A 22470-nucleotide genomic window follows, 5' to 3' on the forward strand; every position below is an offset into this window, starting at 1 on the left:
AAACCGGGTTAAAAATTAAAACCTAAATGCAAACTTATGCGGCGGTCAGCAATGAAAACTGCACGGTCTACAAACACACCGTCCATAATTTCCATCTCGGTTCGCTGCTCCTCATCTGTCAGGTTTTGTACATTCAGTTTCACATTCATCGCATCACTGATCCGGTACGATAAGCTTGCATCTAACCGGCCTATAGCCGATGCATATACAGGAAGACCAATCTGAGTATCACTACCGGTAGCAGGATCCGCATAGACAAGAGTGGTACCTGAGTCATTAGTAGTGGTCAGGTATCGATCACGCCAGTTGTAAGCCAGTCTTGCACTGATATCATTTTTATCATACAGCAGCGTCGCTGAATATGACCACTCAGACAGCCCGATAACGGGAACACTAAGCGCGTCACCGTTGATATCAAGAGCAAACGCATCAGGTGCATCATTATCGATAAATGTCAGATTACCATCGACACCAAATCCACTCATCCATCCCGGCAAATTATCAAAATAAGTCCGTCCGCCCAATTCGAAACCTTTGATAATCGTATCCTCATCAGCGTTAAAGTTCGTACGACTCGAAACGTCCCCATTGAGGAATTCGCCTTGACCATCACTGACAAGCACTGATTGGGGATAATTTGCTTCTGAGAAAAAGTCACTGGCCGGAGCCGCAAAATTATTAAAAGTGATATAATTTTCAATAGTTTTGTAGAACAAAGCCAGATGCATCGAAGTCCCTTTCTCCGGATACCACTCAAGTGAAATATCATGGTTGTATGCTATTTCAGGCTCTAAGAAAGGGTTACCTGACGTATTCGTATAACCTGAAAAAATACCCGGCACGGAGACGTCCTGATCAGGATATAATGCATTAAGCTCTTCATTGGCCGGATTTTCAGTGACTTGCACAGTAGCGGTTCCTTGCGCACGGATGTCCGGGTAACGTGGAGGCGTGAGTGTTTTTGTCCATGCGTAACGTGCTACCAACTCTTCAGACAAATCAAATTTAATGTTGAAAGACGGTAGCCAGTAACTTTTTGAGAAATCTCCCATACGGTCTGTTTCATACCCTGCACTTTCGCGGGTTAATGGCGGCTGACTACCTTCGTTTGCCTCCTGCCAGGCCGCTACATTATCAAGCCCTCCCATTGCTTCGATGGAAGCTTCAGCATCTGCAAGACTTGCGTAGTAGCGGGCGCCGCCACTAAATACAAAATTGCCTTTACTTTCGATATCATAGTTGACCCAGCGGAGACCAACGTTACCGCTAAAGTTCGACCATATACTATCACCAATATTTTCGAAGCCGACCATAGCGTACAGTGATTGGGTTTTGTGCTTTGTCTCATAGAAAGACGGCATCTGGTCAAAGTTCGGGTTTGGCGTTTCGCCATACACATATGCACTTTGAGCAGGATCAGCACATTGATAATACAAGTCCGGACCACAAGCAGTATAGGTGTTGTACATCCTTTCAAAAGCGCTGGCATCGTTTAGTTCAGGAGTACCAACCCACACAGCGCCCGGTGCAGCTGTATCACCTTTGAAAAAGTCTGAAAATTCTTCCAGATAAAAATCACCTTCAGGAGCAGTATCAACAAAAGGTCTTGGCACACCATTCCATCCCCGACCGGTTGCAGACCACCAGGTGCCTACAAAGTTATCGCTTTCACTTCTGTCTGCAACACGGCCACCAACAGCGAGTTTCCTGAAAAAGTCATGTTCGAGGAAAAGACTCCCGTCAAGTTGAAATGCATGAGCCTCACCATCATTTGCACTGTTCAACCAGTTGACCCTTGATAAACCGGCATCGGCAGGATTAGTTGATAAGGCCTCACCAAATGTAGCCACAGGTATTGACCCTTTCAAATCCAGATAGGTTTCGGCGATTACCGGAAGCACTGTACTTCCAAGGCTATACTTTCCGGATCTTGATTCCGCATTAACATATTGGTAGCTACCGCTCAAATCCCAGTAGTCCGCCAGATATTTGAAACCCACTGTGTGGTCAGCGGTTTTACTGTTAGACGGGCTGAAGCTTGAATTTGGCGAGACGTTAAGGCCGGATGTCAGATTTGTACTGGATATTGTCCCTTGTTGGAAAACCCCGTTACTATCAAATTCTGCTCCCTCAAATACCCCTACTGAGGTCCCCGGCTCAAGTGAAAGTATTTGGCTATGGCGGTCACTGTCCCGTTCTGAGATAAAGCTGGTATGGTAGAACTCGAGCGCATCCGAAGGCTTCCATTGTAAAGCTACATAATATCCGTTTCTCACCCTTTCAAACTGGTCTTGCGTATAACGAATACCTGCAGGTACGTAAACCCGCTGATCATTATATGAGGTCGCCAGATAGGGAGGTAAAATGACGTTACTGTCGTGGGATGCTATTTTAGAATACGCAAGGTTAACCAGAACGCCGAATTCCCCCAGGTCGGTATCAATTCTGTTCGATACCATACCTGAAACCGCTGGCGTTACTTTTTCAGAGAAATCTCCGTAATCTGCTGTTATCGAAGCATCAGCCTTAAATCCTTCGAAATCAAATGGCATACGTGTTTGCAGATCTACTGTACCGGATACGCCACCTTCAATAAGATCTGCACGGCTGGCTTTATAAACAGTGACAGCTTTAAGGAGTTCAGGGCCCACATCAGCCCAATTTAGTCCGGAGCCACCGTTAGCAGAAAACACTTCACGGCCATTTATTAACGTTTTAGTTTTATTCAGTCCCCGTACCTGCACACCGGAACCTTCGAAAGCGTAACCATCCGGTGAACCTTCGGCCCCGGCACGAATCCGGTTCATAGTTACACCCGGCGTACGTTCGAGAATTTCAAGTAAGGAGGTGCTGGGCACCTTGCCTGCCTCGTCTAACACTATCGAATCACCGATAGTATCGCCGGCGCGCTTCAGGTCAATCGCATCCTGTAAAGACTGACGCTGGCCGGTAACAGAAATATATTCGACATCGTCATCAGACGTATTACCGTCACTCTGTTTATTAGCCGGTAAAGATTGCTGGACGGTTCTTTCAACCGGTTTGGCATCTTCGTCATCATTACTTTGGGCCATTACGCTTGTTGTGCATGACATAACGGCTAACGATAGTAGCGACAATTTAAAAGAAGGTAATTTACGTTTCTTGTTTTCCTGTGCAATCACGGGGTGAAATTTTGTTTTTTTAAAGCTAGGCATTTGCAGCCCTCCGATTTGTTTGATGGCAGGCCCCAACCTGTCAACGTGTTCCATACTGAGTTTCAGACAAACATACTTGTATACAACTTAACTGGACACGAGCATTATCAACCCAAAAAGTTAACAAATAATTTATTTTTATTAACAATGAGGTTACTTTTGTTTGAAAATTTATCGGATTTGAAGCTTTTAAATTTGATGCAGCCGGAGTTTAACCTTTTGAAATTAAACTAATCCGGAGGCAGGCGGTGAAAAAATGAAAAGTTAACATACGTAAAGTCCCTTCCCTGAAGGAGTGGACTAGACAAAATATTCAGGATGGTCGACAGGCAATCGATCCAGCACGTTGTATACCTCACGCAAATGCAAAGTCATAGCAGAGACTGCTTCTTGCCTGTTGCCAGAACGCAGTGCAGTTACAATTGCACGATGCTGTTGGATGACTCTCGCATATTGCCCGCTCATATGCAGACTAAGGTTTCGCAAACGGTCCATATGTGCCTTTTCCTGCTCTATCATATTGCTAACACGGTCAAAGCCGGTGTTGCCCGATAGCAACTGATGAAAGTCATCATCAAGTGACTGGAACAGGAGGGCATCATCAATAGCTGCGGCATCCTCCTGCCGGGCGATAATTGATTCAGCCTCATTGAATAAACGGGATTCAGTATGTTCTGCAAGATAGCTAACCACAGATACCTCAAGCGCTTCACGGATAAAACGCGCCTCTAATATAGCTTCGCGGCTGAGGCGGGATACATACGTTCCTCTTTGCGGCCGAACCTCTACAAAGCCTAAATTAGCCAATTTGATTAAGGCTTCTCTGACAGGTGTGCGGCTGACGCCGAACTGATTAGCAAGCGCAGTTTCGGAGATAAGTTGACCCGGTTCCAGTTGCATACTGACTATTGCGTCACGTATGAAACCGTAAACCTGACTTCCGGCAGGGCGACTATAATCAATTTGTTTAGCATATTCAGCCGCTTGCTCCAAAAAAAGAACAGATTTATTACTCAAAACCGTGTACCTCATACTTTACTGGTTTACCAGTATCAGTGTATCGGATGTAAACCAACCTTCACATTATTTATTGAAGCGACAAGCCTATTTTACCATTTATGACAGACACAGGAGCGTAGTTACTTTCACGTCTCTCACGCTCCTGGTTATCACTTATACGTCACCAAACAATTTATCGAAAAAGCGGCTGACAGCCGACTTAGTGTCAGGTTTCGTTTTCTGAGAATATCGAATATGAAGTTTTTCCAATACAATATTGTCGTCAATTCGATATATCGTTAACTCATGAGTGCCTGGTGTCAGATTTTCCGCCACCCATTTAAGTGTATACTTATTATTTATAACAGCATTAGCCCATGCTTTTTCTTCAGGAGTACGTTGAGCACCGCCTGTAGCGTGTAAATCAAAACTAACAATTTCTGCAGGCTTGTCATCTACAGCTATCCCGAGACGGATACCTCCACGACCGTATGTGTCAAGAGTGGGACTTAACTCAAGTTCTACAGACGCATCACCATAATAAGGTTGCTCGATACTATAGGTAATCGAGAGGTTGTCATCTAATGTGGTTGTAGTCAGTCCCTGAGGCAGTACCATCATAGCTGCCTCAGACTGCCCAAGGTTTTCCACAGCAGTCCAGCTGGCCTCTTTGGTGCCGCTAATCTTCACATAATCTTTAGCTTCAATCAGTTGCTCATCTTGTAAAAGTTGCGGTTCATGAAACGAAACTTCAATATTATTTTTACCACCGTAGATGCTGGATACAGCGGGCATAGTCTGTTGTTCAGGGTCATTCCATGTTACATAATTCATATGAACCTGGTTTATCATACCGTCCCATTTACCATTTAGTATGGAATGATATTTTTCAGTTAATGCTTTATCTTCAGCAAAACTCGTCTCGACTATACTTTTAAAATAGTTAGCCCTGGAATCACCTGCATCTACAAGCTTCTTATTCCAGGCTGCAGCAAAATACATTTCATAAAGATTGCTCAAAGACGCAACAGGCCATTCAACTAACTGAAAGAATGCCGGATAATGCTCCTCGTCAATTTTCTCTTTCACTTCTTTCATATCAGTCTCAAGCTGTTTCCACTTGCTGTAGTGCTGATAAAACTCTCCGGCTTGTAAATCAGGTACTGTGGGCTCACCTACTTCAAAAGTATCCTGATTAAGTAATTCAGGCTTCCGCATCGCAGCAAAGGTACCGTAGCGTTCCAGCAAACTGGCAATATCTTTTGCCAAATCTGCAGTAAAAGACTGTTCAGCAAATTGCATGGCATACGCCTGAAGCTCCTCCGGCCCCATTTCTTCAGGATTCCATGCCATTGTCAGAAAGAAATCTATAGGGTACTCAACAGGCTTGAGATCACCCACATTGACAACCCACAGATCTCTTGCACCACGCTCATAAGAAAGGTTCATTTGTTGCCAGACCTTGCCCACCTGCACAGTGTTCGTCCATTTATAATTCCGCGGCACGCCGACGTAATCGAAATGATAGTAAACGCCAAAACCACCTTCACGCTCTACATCTTTCACTGGCAACCGCCGAACCTGGCCCCAGTTATCGTCTGCAAATAATAGAGTAACGTCATCAGGTACGGTCATACCTTTATCGTAATAGTCCTGCACCTCTTTATAGAGGGCCCAGACCTGTGGGGTTTTTTCAGCAGGTTCGCCCGTTACGTCTTCGATGATTTTTCGCTGATCATCCACAACGGTTTCAAGTAGCTCAATTGCAGTCCCTTCTGACATTGGCTCATCCCCGTCACCACGCATGCCCACTGTGACAAGCGATTCATAAGGTTCTCCATCTCCCTTTGACATCATCCGCTCTATGCCACCTCGCCAGAATTGTTGTATGGCCTCGCGGTTAGTCTCATAATTCCACGCACCACCACCCGACGGGTTTTCAGACTTGCGATGCCACTCTGCATGTGCCCGAGTCATTGGTTCATGATGCGAGGTGCCCATAACGATACCCATATCATCTGCCAGCGAGGTATTTTTGGGGTCATCAAGATGAAAAGCTTTCCCCCACATGGCAGGCCAGATGTAATTCCCTTTAAGTCGCAAAATCAAATCAAAAACATGTTCATACATGCCGGAATTCACACCACCAAACGTTTTTTGTGCCCAACCTTTCAATGCTGGATCTTCATCATTAATAAAAATGCCGCGATAACGTACTTTTGGATGATCACTTCTGGTTCCCGCTGTAATAAAAACATTTGCATGCTGTTCAACCGGGACATCAGCAAACCAGTGCCAGGGAGAAACGCCCATTCGTTCAGAAATATCAAAGGTACCAAAAATAGCTCCCCGTCTGTCTGACCCGACAACAACTAACGCCCGACCTACCCCCGGAGCAGGATCGTCGACCACCGTTATCTGATATGCTTCCCATTTATTTCGGATGCCCGAGATATCAAGTTTTCCCTCTTTTACAAGAGAATCGATTAAAGCATCTTCCCCGGGGACTCCGATGATTATCGCTGCTTTATTCAGCATCTGCGATTCAGTGAGCTCAGATTTGCCCCCTCCAACCCTTGTTAAATCTTCCGAAAAAGATTTTGCGACTCTCTTCACGGCAGCATTAGCCCCGGGAGAGATTATAACCGGAAGAGGCTGATTATTTTTAATGAGTGGGATTCCCCCGTTATCCTTAAAACAAACGGAAGCGGGTTCGTCACATGCAAAAACACCTGTTGAAAACAGTGCACACATAAGTGATACAGATTTAATTGTCGATCTCATATAAAACATACTCACGTCTGATTTTTGTATACGAAATGTAAACAAAGCAAAATTAACAAACAATTACTAGTATACAAGTATGCATTACGTTTTTTTATTTTCTGATTTTCCCTCTCCTCGTCTTTAATAAAGGGCTTGAGAAATTTCGTAAACTGTTTACTTATTTTTTCTTTGGCTTTTAAACACCCAACTTCTCTGTATATCTTATTGAAGAATTCAGTTAGTCACATTTTATTAACAGAGAAGAGTATGTTATCGCCTAAGTATTTGAAGTGCCTGGCGTTGTTGACAACAATGTTGTTGGCTTCTGCCACATCAGCTAATCAGCGCGAGAGAATAGACCTTACCAGCGACTGGCGCTTTTATCGCTATGCTGACAGTGAGATTCCTGATTCTCTAATATATGATAATCGTCCATCCACAGGGCAGTACAATGACAGCCAGGCCGCGGACACCAAACCTACTGATGCCGTAGTTACTGAAAGTGGCAACAATGCATTGAAGCCCTGGATTCTTCCTTCTGGAAACAACTTTTTGGGGGCTTCTGAAAAGCGTTATGAAAGGCCAGAGGGAAAACCGGGGAGTAATTTTCCTTTCGTTCAGGAAGGCTTTGACGACAGTAGCTGGCAAAAAGTTGATTTACCTCATGACTGGGCCATCGCTGGTCCGTTTTATAGCGGCGAGAATCCCAAGGTCGGGGGAGGCATGGGCCGCCTCCCTTCTCACGGCGTAGCATGGTACAGAAAGCAATTTTCTACCGGTGCAAATGACGCAGACAATAGAGTTTACCTTCACATCGACGGTGCCATGTCTTATTCGATGGTATGGCTCAATGGCAATCTTGTGGGAGGCTGGCCGTATGGCTACAGTTCTTATCGCCTTGACCTGACACCTTACCTTGCGAAAAATGGCAAGAATCAATTAGCTATCAGACTCGATAACCCACCGAAATCCTCCCGCTGGTATCCGGGGGGAGGAATTTATCGCAATGTCTGGTTGGAAAAAACTGCGCAAATACATGTCAGTCACTGGGGCACACAAATCATTACCCCGTCAGTTTCCGCAGATAGAGCCACCATTTCCATTGCAACAACGCTGGTGAATCACCTCTCCGAAAGCAGTGAAGTCACGCTGAAGCAAAGTATTCACGAACTTACCGGGCAAGATCTTCCGGGTGACAGCCCGGTAAAGGAGCTTCCTGAACAGAAAGTTAAACTCTCTGCGGGACAACAGCATAAAACAAAAGCTTCAACAATTCTTGATAAGCCAAAGCTTTGGGGCCCGGCTCCTTACCAGACACCTAACCGATACGCACTTGTCACATCCGTGATATACAAGGGAAAAGAAATAGACCAGTACATTACTCCATTCGGGATAAGAAAATTGACGTTCGATCCCGATGTCGGAGTGCTGGTAAACGACCAGCACATACCTCTGAAAGGTGTTAATCAGCATCATGATTTAGGCGCACTGGGAGCGGCATTTAATCTTCGCGCAGCTCGCAGGCAGTTGGAATTACTTCAGGAGATGGGAGTAAATGCAATTCGCATGGCACATAATCCGCCGGCTCCGGAACTGCTTACGCTAACGGATAAAATGGGGATACTGGTATTAAATGAGTCTTTTGACAGTTGGTATAAAAAGAAGACCCCGTTAGATTTTCATCTGATTTTTGCTGACTGGCATGAACAGGATCTCAGGGCCCTTGTACGAAGAGACAAAAACCATCCTTCAGTGATTATGTGGTACATAGGAAACGAGGTGGGTGAACAATACACAGGTCAATCAGGTGCCGATATTGCACAGACTCTGAAAGCTATCGTTAAAGATGAAGACCCTACCCGCCCGGTAACCTCTTCCATGAATTGGGCAAAAGCAGACTTCCCTTTCAGCGCAGCCATGGATTTGATTAGTCTGAATTACCAGGGGGAAGGCATTCGTCAGGCAGCGGAGTTTGAAGGTACAGAACGCATTCGCACCCCGCCATCTTATCCAGCCTTTCATGAGGCTCATCCTGATAAGGTTGTTTTGTCCAGTGAAACTGCCTCGGCGTTCAGTTCCAGAGGAATCTATTTCTTTCCTGTGACAAAAAAGGAAAGTGCTCCTGTTCGGGACGGTCTGGGAGGTAATTCAAAGATTCATCAGGTCAGCAGTTATGAGTTGCACGCCGTCGACTTTGGCTCATCTGCAGATAAAGTATTCAGATATATGGAGACCTATCCCTTTGTCGCCGGACAGTTTGTATGGAATGGTTTTGATTATCTCGGTGAGCCAACACCGTATTACGCTGCCCGCAGTTCTTATTCGGGCATGATAGACCTGGCAGGATTTAAAAAAGATCGTTTCTATCTTTATCAAAGCGAGTGGAGACCGGATTATCCGATGGCTCATATTCTGCCTCACTGGAATTGGCCGGGACGTGAAGGGGAAATTACACCGGTACATATTTTCACTTCCGGTGATGAAGCTGAACTTTTCATAAATGGAAAATCACAGGGACGAAAAAAGAAAGGCGATCTTGAATACCGCCTGCGTTTTGATGACGTCCGCTATACACCCGGCACGGTAGAGGTCATTGCCTACAAGGATGGAAAACCATGGGCAACAGACAAGGTAACCACTTCAGGTGCTCCTCACGGAATGAAGTTGCAAGCAGACAGGAAAACAATTGATGCAGATGGCAAAGATCTCTCTTTTATCACCGTCGATATTGTGGATGAAAATGGCGTCTTCGTACCAGATGCTGTGAACGAAATATCTTTTACCTTAGACGGACCGGGCCGCATCATCGCCACGGATAATGGAGACTCCACTGATTTTACTTCATTCGCTTCACAAAAAAGGCACGCTTTCAGCGGAAAACTACTTGTAATAGTGCAGAGTAACAGAGGTGAAGCAGGCGATATCACGCTTTCCGCAACGAATCCGGAACTTGGCACCTCGACGATATTACTTAAGTCAATTTAATCATATGACAGATGTGCAGGCACCGGGTCTGCATGTCTGTATCGAAACATTTCAGGAGTGTTCATGACCCGTTTAATTATCAGTATGTTTATTCTTCTGTGCTGTCCGGTCCAGGCATTGACTGTGCACCGCCTTATTTCCGATAGTGCGGTACTACAACGTAATCACACTATTCCGGTAAAGGGAACGTCAGAAAGTGAAACGGTTTCAATCTGGCTGAACGACACACTCACCGGAAAAGCCAAGGTGACCAGCGGCCAGTGGGAAATAAACTTACCAGCCAGAGAAGCCGGAGGACCTTTCACACTGAAGATTAAAGGTGACAGCGAACTGACATTCTCCGATATATATTTCGGAGATGTATTTCTGGCTTCAGGGCAATCAAACATGGAGCTTACCATGGCCAGGGTTGAAGAAGCCTACCCTGAAGATGTCAGTCAGGCTGATTTCCCTCTCATCCGTGAATTTACAGTTCCGGATAAATATCGTTTTGATGCTGAAAACAAAAATTATGAAGCTGGCAAATGGCTCACTGCTACCCCGCAAAATATCAGACAACTTTCGGCTGTAGGTTATTACTTTGCCAACAAAATCCATAACTCTCAGAATGTGCCGGTAGGCATAATAAACGCTGCCTTAGGAGGCTCTCCCATCGAAGCCTGGATGGCCAGAGAAACGCTGGCACCTTATCCTGATGAAATAGCGGCAGGTGACTTTTTCGCAAAACAAGAAAATATTATCAGAACACAGGAACAAGAACGGGAAGCAGTTGATAACTGGTATAAGACGCTGAATGATAAGGACAAAGGCATGCAGGAAACGCCCTGGTATACACCTGAATTGGATGATAGTCAGTGGCAGTCAATTGCGATGCCGGGAGATCTAAAAGGTTATGATGAGGGATTTGCCGGGGTTTGGTGGTTAAGAAAACATGTTCATCTTGACAGCGTGCCCGACCAATCTTTTATTCTGCGATTAGGTCGCATTGTTGATGCTGATGAAGCATGGGTAAACGGAGTAAAAGTTGGTAACACCACCTATCAGTATCCGCCCCGACGCTACACTGTACCGGCATCGGCATTAAAAAAAGGGGACAATGTGATCACCGTCAGAGTAACCTCCAATGGCGGCGCAACAGGTTTTGTAACAGACAAACCATACTTTTTAGGCGCTTCTGAAGGTAGCAGCATTTCTCTGGACGGTGACTGGAAGTATAAAGTGTCATACCGCACAACTGAGACCCCGGCCACCACGTTTATTCGCTGGAAACCCATGGGTTTATTCAATGCGATGATAGCGCCGGCTGCAGGCTATCCGTTATCGGGAGTATTGTGGTATCAGGGGGAGTCTAACGCTTCCCGTCCTTCCGGATACAGCGATAAATTAATAGCCATGATGGCTAACTGGCGTAGCCGCTGGGAGGCACCCGATTTGCCTTTCTTCATCATACAGTTGACAAATTTTATGGAACGGAAACCTGAGCCGGGCGAAAGTAGCTGGGCAGAACTTCGTGGTGAACAAGCCAAAGCAGCAGCCGACCCCGCGACCGCCCTTATTGTTACAATCGACATAGGTGAATGGAACGATATTCACCCTGTAAATAAGCGTGAAGTTGGCCACAGAGTGGCACTTGCCGCAGAAAACATGGTTTACCGGAAAAACGTGGACTTTAACGGACCAATAGTTAAATCAGTAAAATCTTCAGGTAAGCAAGTTGAGCTTACTTTCGACTCGCCACTGGACCATGAACGTTTTAACGATACCCCGGCCAGCTTTGCCATGGCCGGCGCAGATGGTAATTACAAATGGGCAAAGTCGACCCTTCAGGGTAATAAGGTAATTCTGTCCCATCCTGCAATCAGTAAACCTGAAAAAGTGCGTTATGCATGGGCCGATAATCCTGCTGTATCTGTTTATGACCTGAGCGGTTTGCCCGCAGCGCCTTTCGAAATGAGTGTGTCACCATAATACCTCTCAGAGACATTTCTGCGCGGGTATACCGCGCAAAAAAAACACATTGAAGTAAAAAAAAATAATACCTGTTGCATGTTGTAAAGTGAAAGTATTTACACATCGTTAACACCATGGTCACGTAATTGGCGCTTAAGCGACAGCGTGAAATCTCTAAATAGACCAGATGCTGACGGGAAAAGGTTGGGCTATGTGTACATAGCCCGGGCACATCTCAACAGGACTAATGTAATGAACAAACAGCACACGTTCAGACAATCAATAGTAAATAAAGCTGTATCAGTAATACTTGGGACGGTAGTCATTTTACCGGCGACAGCACAAACGGAAGATCCGGTCGAAGTTATAGAAGTTACCGGTTTACGCTCCAGCCTGGCTGAAGCGGCTTCGATAAAAAGAAATTCTGTAGGGGTTGTAGACGCAATTTCAGCTGAAGACATCGGGAAATTTCCGGATACAAACCTTGCAGAATCCTTACAACGGATAACCGGTGTTTCCATCAGCCGTACAAACGGCGAAGGTAACGAAATCACCGTGAGGGGCTTTGGCGGCGGCAACAACATGATTACCCTGAATGGTCGGATGATGCCTGCAGCACAAACCTATGGCGGTGGTAGCGGAGCAGACGGTACGACCCGTGGAGGTAGTACCCGCGCTTTTGATTTCGCTAACCTGGCATCTGAAGGCATACGGGGCGTTGAGGTATATAAAACCAGCAAAGCAAATATCGCTACTGGTGGCATTGGTGCAACTGTGAATATCAAAACGGCACGCCCTCTTGATGCCCCCGGCTTTCGCTCCACCATAGGTGCAAAAGCAGTGCATGATACCACTAACCGTGCAGGTGATGATGTTACACCAGAGCTCTCCGGTTTAATCAGCTGGACTGATGATGACGCAAAATTTGGCGTGTCTTTAACGGGAAGTGTACAGGAACGTCATTCAGGATATGTTGGCGCAACAGTTAACGACTGGAACATCGGAACCTGGGGCGACCCTAACGATCCGGACACCCTGTTTAACAACAGCGGGGATATATATGAAAACGCACCTGAAGTGGGTCAGCTTTATGCCCGTCCCAACGATTTGCGCTATGCATTTTCGGATACAGAAAGAACGCGTACCAACGCACAGTTAACTCTGCAATACGCTGCCTCAGATAACCTTGTTGCGACCCTGGATTATCTTTATGCAGAGAATGATATACAGGAGCATCGTGGTGAAATAGGCAACTGGGTGCAAAACGGCTCCAACGTAACTGCTGTGGTATTTGATGACGGTCCCATTGCAACACCTATCTACATTGCAGAGTCTTATCCCGGTACCGTGGACGAAGGTTATGAACAACAATGGCGCGAACAAACTAATACACTCAATTCTGTAGGTATTAATCTTGAATATTTCGCCTCTGACAATCTTCTGCTGTCGCTTGATGCTCATAATTCCAAAATGGAAAGTTTGCCTACAGGTCCCAGTGAAAATGCTGCCTCAGGTGAGATTGCTGTTGGTATAGGCTCCCCTACTGTTACTTCCCGCGAGTGGTGGTTCGATACGGAACTGCCGACATACCGGAATGTTTACGATGATAGTGCAAGAGGAAACGGGAACGGTGTAGTTGACGCCGGAGATGTTGGTTCATCGATTTTACGCTTCAGACACGCTTCTCAGGAAACAGAAATAAGTCAATTAAAACTTGACGGTAAATGGATGTTTGACAGCGGGGAATTTGATTTTGGTGTTGAAACCAGAGCTATGGAAATGATTGCGCGGCAGACGGCCGGCGACAATATGACACTAGGCAACTGGGGCATAGCGAATCCGGGAGAATTTTCCGAAGGACTCCTTCAACCTCTCGATGTAGCCGGTCTGTTTGATGACTTTGACACCGGGCAAAGTCAGGGAATGGGTTTTGTCGCTGATCCTGTAGCCTTAGCCCGTGAGGGGTTAGCACTCTACCCTTCAGATGCTAATTATTTCGGTGTCAGCAATATTTTCTCAACCAACGATGTGGTTAAAGAAGACACTATGGCCGCATATTTTCAGGTTGCACTGAGCGGCGAACTTGGCAATATGCCAGTTAACTTTTTGGCCGGAGTCCGTTACGAAAAAACCGACGTCACTTCAACATCTCTGGTCACGCCACCCAGTTATCTGATTTGGGAAAACAACAACGACTTCAGTCTCTATACCGATCCTGATACAGATACAATTCCGCTGTCTGTGGACGCTGATTATGATCACGTGCTCCCCAGCTTTGACTTCGATGTTATGCTAACAGATGAGGTGAAAGCCAGATTCTCTTATAGCAAAACTATCGCCAGAGCAGGTTATGGTGATTTGCGGGTATCGCCCAGCGGTTTCGGTACATCAGGCTCGACACTTAACGGCACCAGACCCACGGCCAGTTCATCTAACCCTGCACTACTCCCTCTTGAGTCAGATAATTTTGATGTTTCAGCGGAGTGGTATTTTGAGGAAAACAGTTACGCTTCAATAGGCTTCTTCGAAAAACGTGTGGCTAACTTTATCGGGACAGGCCAGGAAGATCGCACATTTTTTGACATCCTCGATCAGACTAACGGACCACGGGCATTGGCGGCTGCGGAAGCGCTCAGAGACCGCGGTTATGCAGTGGATGATACCTCACTTTTTGCCATGATGGTTCTGCTCGAACATCCCGAAGCATTCCCCAACGGCGCGGATGACTACACCGGTTCATCAGAACAGTTATTACAACTGGGGGAAACACCGGGATGGGATATCGTGCCTGAAGAAGGCGATCCTGAAATGGTGTTCAGAACCAGCTTGCCTCAAAATAACCGTGAAGCCAAACTTTACGGAGCAGAACTTGCTGTCCAACACTTCTTCGGAGAGTCCGGCTTCGGTTTCCAGGCGAACTATACCCTGGTTCGGGGTGACATCGGATTTGATAACAACGGAAGCCCGGATGTGTCACAGTTTGCTCTTGCCGGCCTGAGTGACACTGCCAACTTTGTTTTTATTTACGACAAAGACGGTCTGACAGCGCGGGTAGCTTATAACTGGCGTGATGAATATCTGAACCGCATAAACTATCGCGGCTCAAATAATCCCACTTACGTTGAAAGTTATGCGCAGATAGATGCTAACGTGAGTTACGCCATTAATGAACAACTCACAGTGTTTGTTGAAGGTATTAATATTACCGGAGAGAACCGTCGCGAGCATGGGCGTACTGAAAACCAGTTGTGGTATCTGGAAGATCTGGGAGCCCGCTATCAGCTAGGCGCCCGTTATAACTTCTGACAATAATAGCTAGCCGCGGCCGGAAGAGACGCCGGTTGCGGCTGTATATCTGAATAAATGGAAGTCCTGTGGCAAAACTACAATTACTCAATAACCTTAGCCATAAAGATTTACGGGTTTTTACCCGTTACGGGGCGCAATATGGCGATAACGTTGGCTCCGTACTTACTTTTCCTGTCGAGTATGACGATCTGCACAAAGAATACCCTGTTTTACTGCGCAGACATCCCACACACGGTCTGCAATCAGTAGCGTTACTCGGTTTTTCTGCACAGGAAAATCTTTTTCTGAATGAACTCTACCCTTCACCACCGTCAGCAGGCAGCTGGATGGCCCGCTATGTGCCGGTAATGATTGTAAAAGGCCCGTTTATGATTGGATATCAGCAACAAGACGGCCAATCTGAGCCGGTTATACATGTTGATATGGACCATCCCAGAATCTCACATGATGCAGCCGGAGGCACTGCTGTATTCTTACCCAAGGGCGGCCAGAGTGGTTATTTGCAAAAAATAGCTTCAACACTTCAGCGGCTGGATACAGGTCAAAAAGAAGCGGATTTATTCTACCGGGAAATGGATCACCTGAATCTACTTGTGCCCGTTAACTTTACTCTTACATTGAATTCAGGAGAGAAAATCTCCGTTGAGGGTCATGAGACTATTTGCAGTGAAACGTTCGCATCTTTACCTTCACATTCACTGTCAGAACTGCACCGGAAAGGCTGGTTGAATTATATAATTTTTCTTCAGTCCTCGCTGGCAAATATGAATTGGCTCATTGAAATGAAAAATGCAATGGAGATTGTCAGGACGTGAACGAGCGACAGTGGCTTCCTGTCGAGGAGACAGCGCATTTAACCCCGACGTCAATCCCATCAGACCTGATTTTAAGACATAAACCACTGGTTATGCGTGGTTTAGTTCAGTCATGGCCTGCAGTGAAGGATTCCGGCGATGTGCCCCGTCTGATAAAGAGAATCAAGCAGGCATATAATGGCAGGCCGGCAATGATATACCAGGCTCCGCCCGGCGTTTCCGGCCGGTTCGCCTACGGCCCTGATTTGACGCACTTAAACTACGAAAGTGTATACGGCAGCGTTTCAACTATGCTTGATGAAATTACAGAAACGTTGAACGAGGCTAATCCACCTTCCCGCTATGTTGCTTCGAACCAACTTCAAACCCACTTTCCCGGACTGTTATGTGAACATTCACTAAGGTTACCACCGGCAATTACCCACCCGGAAGCTGCTCCGCCCTTAGCAAGTATCTGGATGGGGAATCATTCCATCGCCTGCGCCCATTTCGACGCGCTGGAAAATATTGCCTGTTGTGTAGCCGGAGAAAGGCGCTTTAATCTTTTCCCCCCTGAGCAGATTAAGCATCTTTATCCCGGTCCGCTTCATATTACCCCGGGGGGACAGCCTGTGACGCTGGTAGATATACACAACCCCGATTTACAAAAATTTCCTGAGTTTGCCCGCGCGCGGGAACATGGCTATGAAGTTACTCTCAAGCCCGGCGATGCTATCTATATCCCGTCCATGTGGTGGCATCAGGTAGAAGGTCTGCATGCTTTCAACATTATGATCAACTACTGGTGGAGTATGGCACCGGACTACCTTGCAGGAGGCATGAGTGCTCTGCTGCACAGTATACTGGCCATCAGAGATAAACCGGTTCACGAAAAAAAGGCCTGGAAAGCCATATTCGATTATTACATTTTCTCCGCCAGTGAGAGTAATACGGACCATATTCCCGAAGAGGCAAAAGGTCCCCTCGCTACACTGGATGAGAATACAGCAAGGCAACTCAGAGCCATATTAATACGACAGTTAAATCAATAGGTTTCGCCAATGGATTCAAACACCCAATCAGAGAAAACCCGCGTTGTCATTGCCGGTGGTGGTACTGCAGGCTGGTTGACTGCCGCTGCACTTGCAAAAAAGCTGGGTCCGTTAGTGGACATAACACTGGTTGAATCTTCTGATATTTCGACTATTGGGGTTGGTGAGGCGACTATCCCCCCTCTTCGCGTTTTTCACCAGTTGCTGGGAATTAATGAAGCTGAATTTATGCGGGCGACCTCCGCGACCTTTAAACTGGGCATTCAGTTCACTGATTTCGGCGATAAACAAACTGAGTATATTCACTCTTTCGGGCAAACAGGGCAATCAGGCTGGCTGGCTGAATTTTTCCATTTCTGGAGAGAGGCTCACGAAAGAGGCATACCCGGAGAATACGGAGAATACTGTCTGGAGCTGGAAGCGGCCAAAGCTAATAAATTCTTCACCTCAACGCAAAATTCTCCTCTCAACTACGCCTATCATCTTGATGCCGGAGCTTACGCTGCCTATTTGAAAAAAATAGCCGTTAACTCTGGCATCACTCATATTGTTGATAACATTGAAGCGGTCAACCGTGCCCCGTCTGGAGATATTTATGCGCTTTTACTCCGGCAGCAGGGGTTGTTAACGGGTGATCTCTTTATTGACTGTACAGGGTTTAAAGCTCTGCTGATTGGTGAAGCCCTTAACACCGGATATGAAGACTGGTCTCACTGGCTTTTCTGTAACCGGGCTCTGGCCGTACAAACTGAATTGGCTCCGCCATTAAAGCCCTATACAGTAGCTTCTGCTCATGAAGCAGGGTGGCGCTGGGAAATACCTTTACAACACAGAATGGGCAACGGATTCGTTTACAGCAGTCAATTCCTCACAGATGAACAGGCTGAATTGCAATTTCAGAAGACGCTGAATTCTGCCCCACTGCAAACAATTCGTCGCATAGAATTTAAAACTGGCAGACGTGACCATGCCTGGCAACACAATTGTGTTGCTATCGGGCTTTCTGCGGGTTTCGTTGAGCCCATGGAGTCTACCAGTATTCATTTAATAGTAACGGGTATAACGCGGCTTATGCAGCTGTTTCCTTACAGGGGAGATGCTACCCGCCTGCGTAATGAATATAACAATCAAACGCGGGCCGAAATAGAGAAGATACGTGATTTCATTATATTGCATTATCATGTAACAGAACGGGACGATTCTGAATTCTGGAAAATGTGCAAAAAAATGAACATTCCGGACAGTCTGGCTGAACGTATTGAATTATTTAAAGAACATGGTCATGCTTTTCAGAAAAACGGTGAGTTGTTTCGCGTTGATTCCTGGACTCAGGTAATGCTCGGACAAGGAATTTTGCCGGGCTCCTGGCATCCCGCAGCAAAAATGATGAGTAGCGGGCAACTTAGCGCAGCTATGGAAAAAGGCAAACAGGAAATTAAACAACGGGTAGCACAGTTACCCGGGCACGAGATATTTGTCAGTCAGTATTGTGCGTCAGTGAAGCATTAGAACGCTTACATTCACAGTGACATTCGCAAATACAAAAAAAGCACCTATGGTGCTTTTTTTACTATTACTTTGTAGGCCAGCTTTGGTTGGCCATTCCGGTCAAATAGTAACGGATAATCCACCCGTCCACGGACAGGCCAGTTATTTCGCCAGGATTCATCATCAGACGTTCCCCAAAGCGTCACCCTGTCAATATGTGCAGCATATTTCACAAACAAGGAGAAAAGACCTTCATAGACATCAGCTAATCTCTTCTGCTCTGACTCTGGCAATCCGTTTCTGTAGGGGTCGTACAATGGATCAGCCACATACCGTTGATTTACGTTTGCACCATCAAAAGATTCCTCTGGGACGGGTAACACTGACACGTCCAGTTCTGTCAGAGAAACCTTAGTTCCCGCACTGATAAGAGTCTTGATGCTCTCTTCAACAGCGCTCAGCTCCGGATAAAATAATGAGTAGTGGCCCTGCATCCCCACTGCGAAAATATCGATTCCGGCGTCGGTAAGCTGGTGTATCAGCCTGACTGCACCTGCCACTTTTTCGGGCTTATATAAATTAAAATCGTTATAGTACAACTGAGCATCAGGATCTGCTTCCCTGGCAAAACGAAAAGCCTGAATCAGGTAGTCATCGCCAATAATTCTTCTCCAGGGAGTATCACGTAAACTTCCATCGTCGTTTAAAGCCTCATTCACCACATCCCATCCCAGTACTCTCCCTTTATAGCGACCTGCAACGGTATAAATGTGTTCTTTCATGCGCTCCAGTAAATGCTTTCTGCTGATCTCAGCGCCTTTTTCATCTTTAAAAACCCACTCTGGTGTTTGCTGATGCCAGATCAACGTATGGCCAATGACTGAAGCTCCGCATCTGTCTGCCAGCTCGAAAAGCTTATCTGACAGGGTGAAATCGAATTCCCCTTCACGGGGCTGCAAGGACTGCCACTTCATAGCATTTTCTGCAGTGAAGGCATTGAATTCCTTACAAACCGGTGTATCTGTAGCGGGTAACGCTTTACTCAAAGTATCGTTACTGATGGCTGTGCCTGTGAGAAATTGATCATGGTAGGCTTCAGCCAGTTCTTGTGCACAAATTGACGGACTCGCGGTAATCACTCCGCATAACATTACCAATATGACTTTCGCTTTTTCCAAAATGTTGTCCGCCTTAATTGATGTTGATACTTGCCTGCGCGATGCGTGTTTCATCGACATAGCCCGGCTGACCATCACCGGCGAATATATTTAATTTTCCCTTATAAGCGACCCTGCTACCTTTATCGTTTATGTATGTCAGCTCTGAGGCTGGTACGGTTAATGATACGGATGCTTTGGTCTGATTTTCCAAAAATGTACGGGTGAATCCTTTTAAGCTTATACGTGGAGTACCTGCAGGCGCATCCGGCATCTGCACATACAACTGTGTCACCTGCTCTGCATCGTACGGCCCTATATTTTGCAGACTAACTGTAATTTCCAGATCACTTCCGGAATTCAAATTCGCAGGGGTTTTCAAGTCACTGTATTGGATTTCACTATAGCCCAGTCCATGCCCGAACGGGTATAAGACCTCGCCTTCGAAGTAGCGATAGGTACGGTTAGTCATTGAATAATCATCAAACTCTGCAAAACCATCGAGATTTTTATAGAAGGTCACCGGTAATCTTCCTGACGGATTTACTTCACCCCACAAAATTTTGGCAAGCGCTGTACCAGCTGCTTCACCCGGATAAAATGCCTGGATAATCGCATCAGCGTGTTCATCTTCCCAGTTTAAGGCCATCGCACTGCCACTAAAATTAACGACCACTACCGGCTTTCCGATTTTATGTATAGCTTTAATTAACGCCTGCTGCTCCGCCGGCAAATCAATCCGTGAGCGATCGCCATAGTTGAAGCCGTCCAGCTTAACCGGCATCTCTTCGCCTTCAATACGGGGAGATATACCTACCGCCATCACAATTACATCTGCCTGTTGAGCAACGCTTTCAGACTCAGCCAACAAATCGGTGGAAACGTTCACCCAGCGCATTTGCCAGTCGCGTAAATGACTATAAGCCGTATTCGCTATAGTGTTCACAGAAAATATATGCCGGATTTCCAGGTCGTAAGACACGCCCGCCTCCAGTTCAACACTTCCGTTTATACGGCGTCCTTCGATGGATATCTCACCGGCGCCGTCAAAGCGATATTCTCCGGATTTCTCCGGGATCAGAACTGCTTTCAACACCATGCCATAGTCTTCAGCTATTTTGTTGGTCACAGGAGAATGGGTTTTGCGAAACGAGAGAGAGTCTAATACTTCACTACTAACGGGCCCGCCGGACATTTCGACAGGGAAATGCGGACGGGAAAAGTCAGACATTTTACCCTGCGTAACTTCGAAATATTCAGCTTGAGCACCGGGTACTAATCGTCCATCTTTGTCGTTATGATATAAAACAGTGTTATCCAGAACCTGCCAATGCCCGTATACGTCAGCAATTAATGCGCTGCCCGCTGAATAGGCCACATTATCCACGCCGGCATAATTTCTGATCCCCTCCAGAGCAGTCACCGGGTTTACCGGTAATCCGTTGTAGTTCCCCACCAATACATCAGGATTGTCTGCATTAGGGCCAATAACTGCGACTTTAAGTCCTTTTTTCAGAGGCAGAATCCCGTCGTTTTTGAGCATTACCAGAGATTTCTCAGCAGCTTGTAAGGCTTTTGAAAGATGAGACTCTGAACCAACAGATTCAGAAGGTATTGATGCAAAGGGCACATCTTCATCGGGATCAAACATGCCGAGTTTAAAGCGGGTTTTAAATAGCCTGCTTACCGCCTGGTCTATTAACGACTCATCAATTAAACCTTTCTGTACCGCAAAGATGAGGTTAGCAAAACTGCTTAACCGCCCAGTGCCGCAATTCAGATCGGTTCCGCTGGTTACTGCCCAGGCAGCTGCAGCTGCAGGAGATGCAGTGACGTTGTGTGCCTTAGGATCGTAAAAATCAGCTATAGCACCGCAGTCTGACATTACATGACCATCGAATCCGTATTTACCTCTCAGAATTTCTTTCAGAAGCATATCGGAACCACAAGCAGGCGCATCATTCACACGATTGTAAGCGCACATAACTGCTTCGACATTTGCCTCTGTAACAGCCTTTTCAAAAGCTGGCAGGTAAGTCTCGTAAAGGTCTTTATCTGAAACAACATAATTGTCAGAATGGCGGGAAATCTCAGGGCCGTTGTGAACAGCAAAGTGTTTAGCTGTTGCTGCAGTTTTTAAATACTTATCATCATTGCCTTGCAGACCAGTGATAAAAGAAACGCCAAGTTCTCCTGTGAGATAGGGATCTTCGCCGTAGGTCTCCTGACCTCTACCCCACCGCGGATCGCGAAAAATATTTATATTCGGGGACCAGTAAGTCAGACCGGTGTAACGATAACTAAGTCCGTCCTGTTTAAATTCGTGGTGCTTCGCTCTACCTTCGTCGGAAATCACCGTAGCGACCTGATTCAAAAACGCCCTGTCCCACATCGCCGCCAACCCGATTGCCTGTGGAAACACTGTTGCTTCTCCGGCTCTGGCAACACCATGTAACGCTTCATTCCAATAGTCATACGCCGGTACTCCCAGCCGCGTGATGGCGGGGGCATCGTTGTACATCTGTGCAACTTTTTCCTCCAGCGTCATACTTTCTACCAGTGCCTTAACCCGGCTATCAAGTGGAAGTGCCGTATTCAGATAATCCGGCTGATTGTGACCCGTTGACTCAGCACGCACAACTTGCTGAGAGTGAACTTTAGTGCAGGATGCCAATGTTAAGGCAAGGGGAATTAATGCCAGTGCAAATCGCTTTTTAAAAGAACTGACAGCAGGTTTGACGTCTTCCATGTAACTCATGATTTTCTCACATTT

11 protein-coding genes are annotated in these 22470 nt (G+C 46.3%); 6 read left to right on the forward strand and 5 right to left on the reverse strand.

Going from position 1 to position 22470, the window contains the following annotated elements; translation table 11 throughout:
- Positions 1-8: 8 nt before the first annotated feature.
- From ACXAH4_RS13085 to ACXAH4_RS13095, 3 genes are all read right to left on the reverse strand, one after another.
- Positions 9-3074, reverse strand: coding sequence for a TonB-dependent receptor (locus ACXAH4_RS13085; protein ID WP_474882172.1), 3066 nt, complete (start codon positions 3072-3074; stop codon positions 9-11).
- A gap of 423 nt (positions 3075-3497) precedes the next feature.
- Positions 3498-4214: a GntR family transcriptional regulator gene (locus tag ACXAH4_RS13090; protein ID WP_119502348.1), complete on the reverse strand. Its 717-nt coding sequence runs from the start codon at positions 4212-4214 to the stop codon at positions 3498-3500.
- Positions 4215-4370: 156 nt separating this feature from the next.
- On the reverse strand, positions 4371-6989 hold the full coding sequence (locus tag ACXAH4_RS13095; protein ID WP_474882174.1) for a glycosyl hydrolase 115 family protein: 2619 nt from the start codon (positions 6987-6989) through the stop codon (positions 4371-4373).
- 240 nt (positions 6990-7229) lie between these two features.
- On the opposite strand from ACXAH4_RS13095, the gene galB reads away from it, so the two are divergent.
- The 6 genes from galB (at position 7230) to ACXAH4_RS13125 (ending at position 18561) form a co-directional block, all read left to right on the forward strand.
- Positions 7230-9947: a beta-galactosidase GalB gene (gene galB / locus ACXAH4_RS13100; RefSeq protein WP_474882176.1), complete on the forward strand. Its 2718-nt coding sequence runs from the start codon at positions 7230-7232 to the stop codon at positions 9945-9947.
- A gap of 63 nt (positions 9948-10010) precedes the next feature.
- Positions 10011-11915 carry a sialate O-acetylesterase gene (locus ACXAH4_RS13105; RefSeq protein ID WP_474882178.1) on the forward strand — a complete coding sequence of 635 codons (1905 nt, stop codon included), beginning with the start codon at positions 10011-10013 and terminating at the stop codon, positions 11913-11915.
- Between the two features lie 234 nt (positions 11916-12149).
- The gene (locus tag ACXAH4_RS13110; RefSeq protein WP_474882180.1) at positions 12150-15203 is read left to right on the forward strand and encodes a TonB-dependent receptor; all 3054 of its coding nucleotides are present in this window, start codon (positions 12150-12152) and stop codon (positions 15201-15203) included.
- 68 nt (positions 15204-15271) lie between these two features.
- Positions 15272-16021 carry a SapC family protein gene (locus ACXAH4_RS13115; RefSeq protein WP_474882182.1) on the forward strand — a complete coding sequence of 250 codons (750 nt, stop codon included), beginning with the start codon at positions 15272-15274 and terminating at the stop codon, positions 16019-16021.
- On the forward strand, positions 16018-17052 hold the full coding sequence (locus ACXAH4_RS13120) for a cupin-like domain-containing protein (RefSeq protein WP_474882183.1): 1035 nt from the start codon (positions 16018-16020) through the stop codon (positions 17050-17052). Before ACXAH4_RS13115 ends, ACXAH4_RS13120 begins: the two co-directional genes overlap by 4 nt.
- A 9-nt stretch (positions 17053-17061) precedes the next feature.
- Positions 17062-18561, forward strand: a complete 1500-nt coding sequence (locus tag ACXAH4_RS13125; protein WP_474847504.1) for a tryptophan halogenase family protein — start codon at positions 17062-17064, stop codon at positions 18559-18561.
- Between the two features lie 44 nt (positions 18562-18605).
- On the opposite strand, the gene ACXAH4_RS13130 is transcribed toward ACXAH4_RS13125, so the two are convergent.
- A complete protein-coding gene (locus ACXAH4_RS13130; protein WP_474882184.1) occupies positions 18606-19718 on the reverse strand; it encodes an endo-1,4-beta-xylanase in 1113 nt (370 codons plus the stop codon).
- Between the two features lie 13 nt (positions 19719-19731).
- Positions 19732-22446 carry a glycoside hydrolase family 3 C-terminal domain-containing protein gene (locus tag ACXAH4_RS13135; protein WP_474882186.1) on the reverse strand — a complete coding sequence of 905 codons (2715 nt, stop codon included), beginning with the start codon at positions 22444-22446 and terminating at the stop codon, positions 19732-19734.
- Between the last annotated feature and the right edge of the window lie 24 nt (positions 22447-22470).

It is taken from the genome of Alteromonas sp. ABV2_168 (assembly GCF_056161165.1).

Bases quoted from the DNA above. Each gene is read 5' to 3' on its own strand.
- ACXAH4_RS13125 (WP_474847504.1), top strand. From the start codon at position 17,062: ATGGATTCAAACACCCAATCAGAGAAAACCCGCGTTGTCATTGCCGGT.
- galB (WP_474882176.1), top strand. From the start codon at position 7,230: ATGTTATCGCCTAAGTATTTGAAGTGCCTGGCGTTGTTGACAACAATG.
- ACXAH4_RS13085 (WP_474882172.1), bottom strand. From the start codon at position 3,074: ATGGCCCAAAGTAATGATGACGAAGATGCCAAACCGGTTGAAAGAACC.
- ACXAH4_RS13105 (WP_474882178.1), top strand. From the start codon at position 10,011: ATGACCCGTTTAATTATCAGTATGTTTATTCTTCTGTGCTGTCCGGTC.
- ACXAH4_RS13110 (WP_474882180.1), top strand. From the start codon at position 12,150: ATGAACAAACAGCACACGTTCAGACAATCAATAGTAAATAAAGCTGTA.
- ACXAH4_RS13095 (WP_474882174.1), bottom strand. From the start codon at position 6,989: ATGTTTTATATGAGATCGACAATTAAATCTGTATCACTTATGTGTGCA.
- ACXAH4_RS13135 (WP_474882186.1), bottom strand. From the start codon at position 22,446: ATGGAAGACGTCAAACCTGCTGTCAGTTCTTTTAAAAAGCGATTTGCA.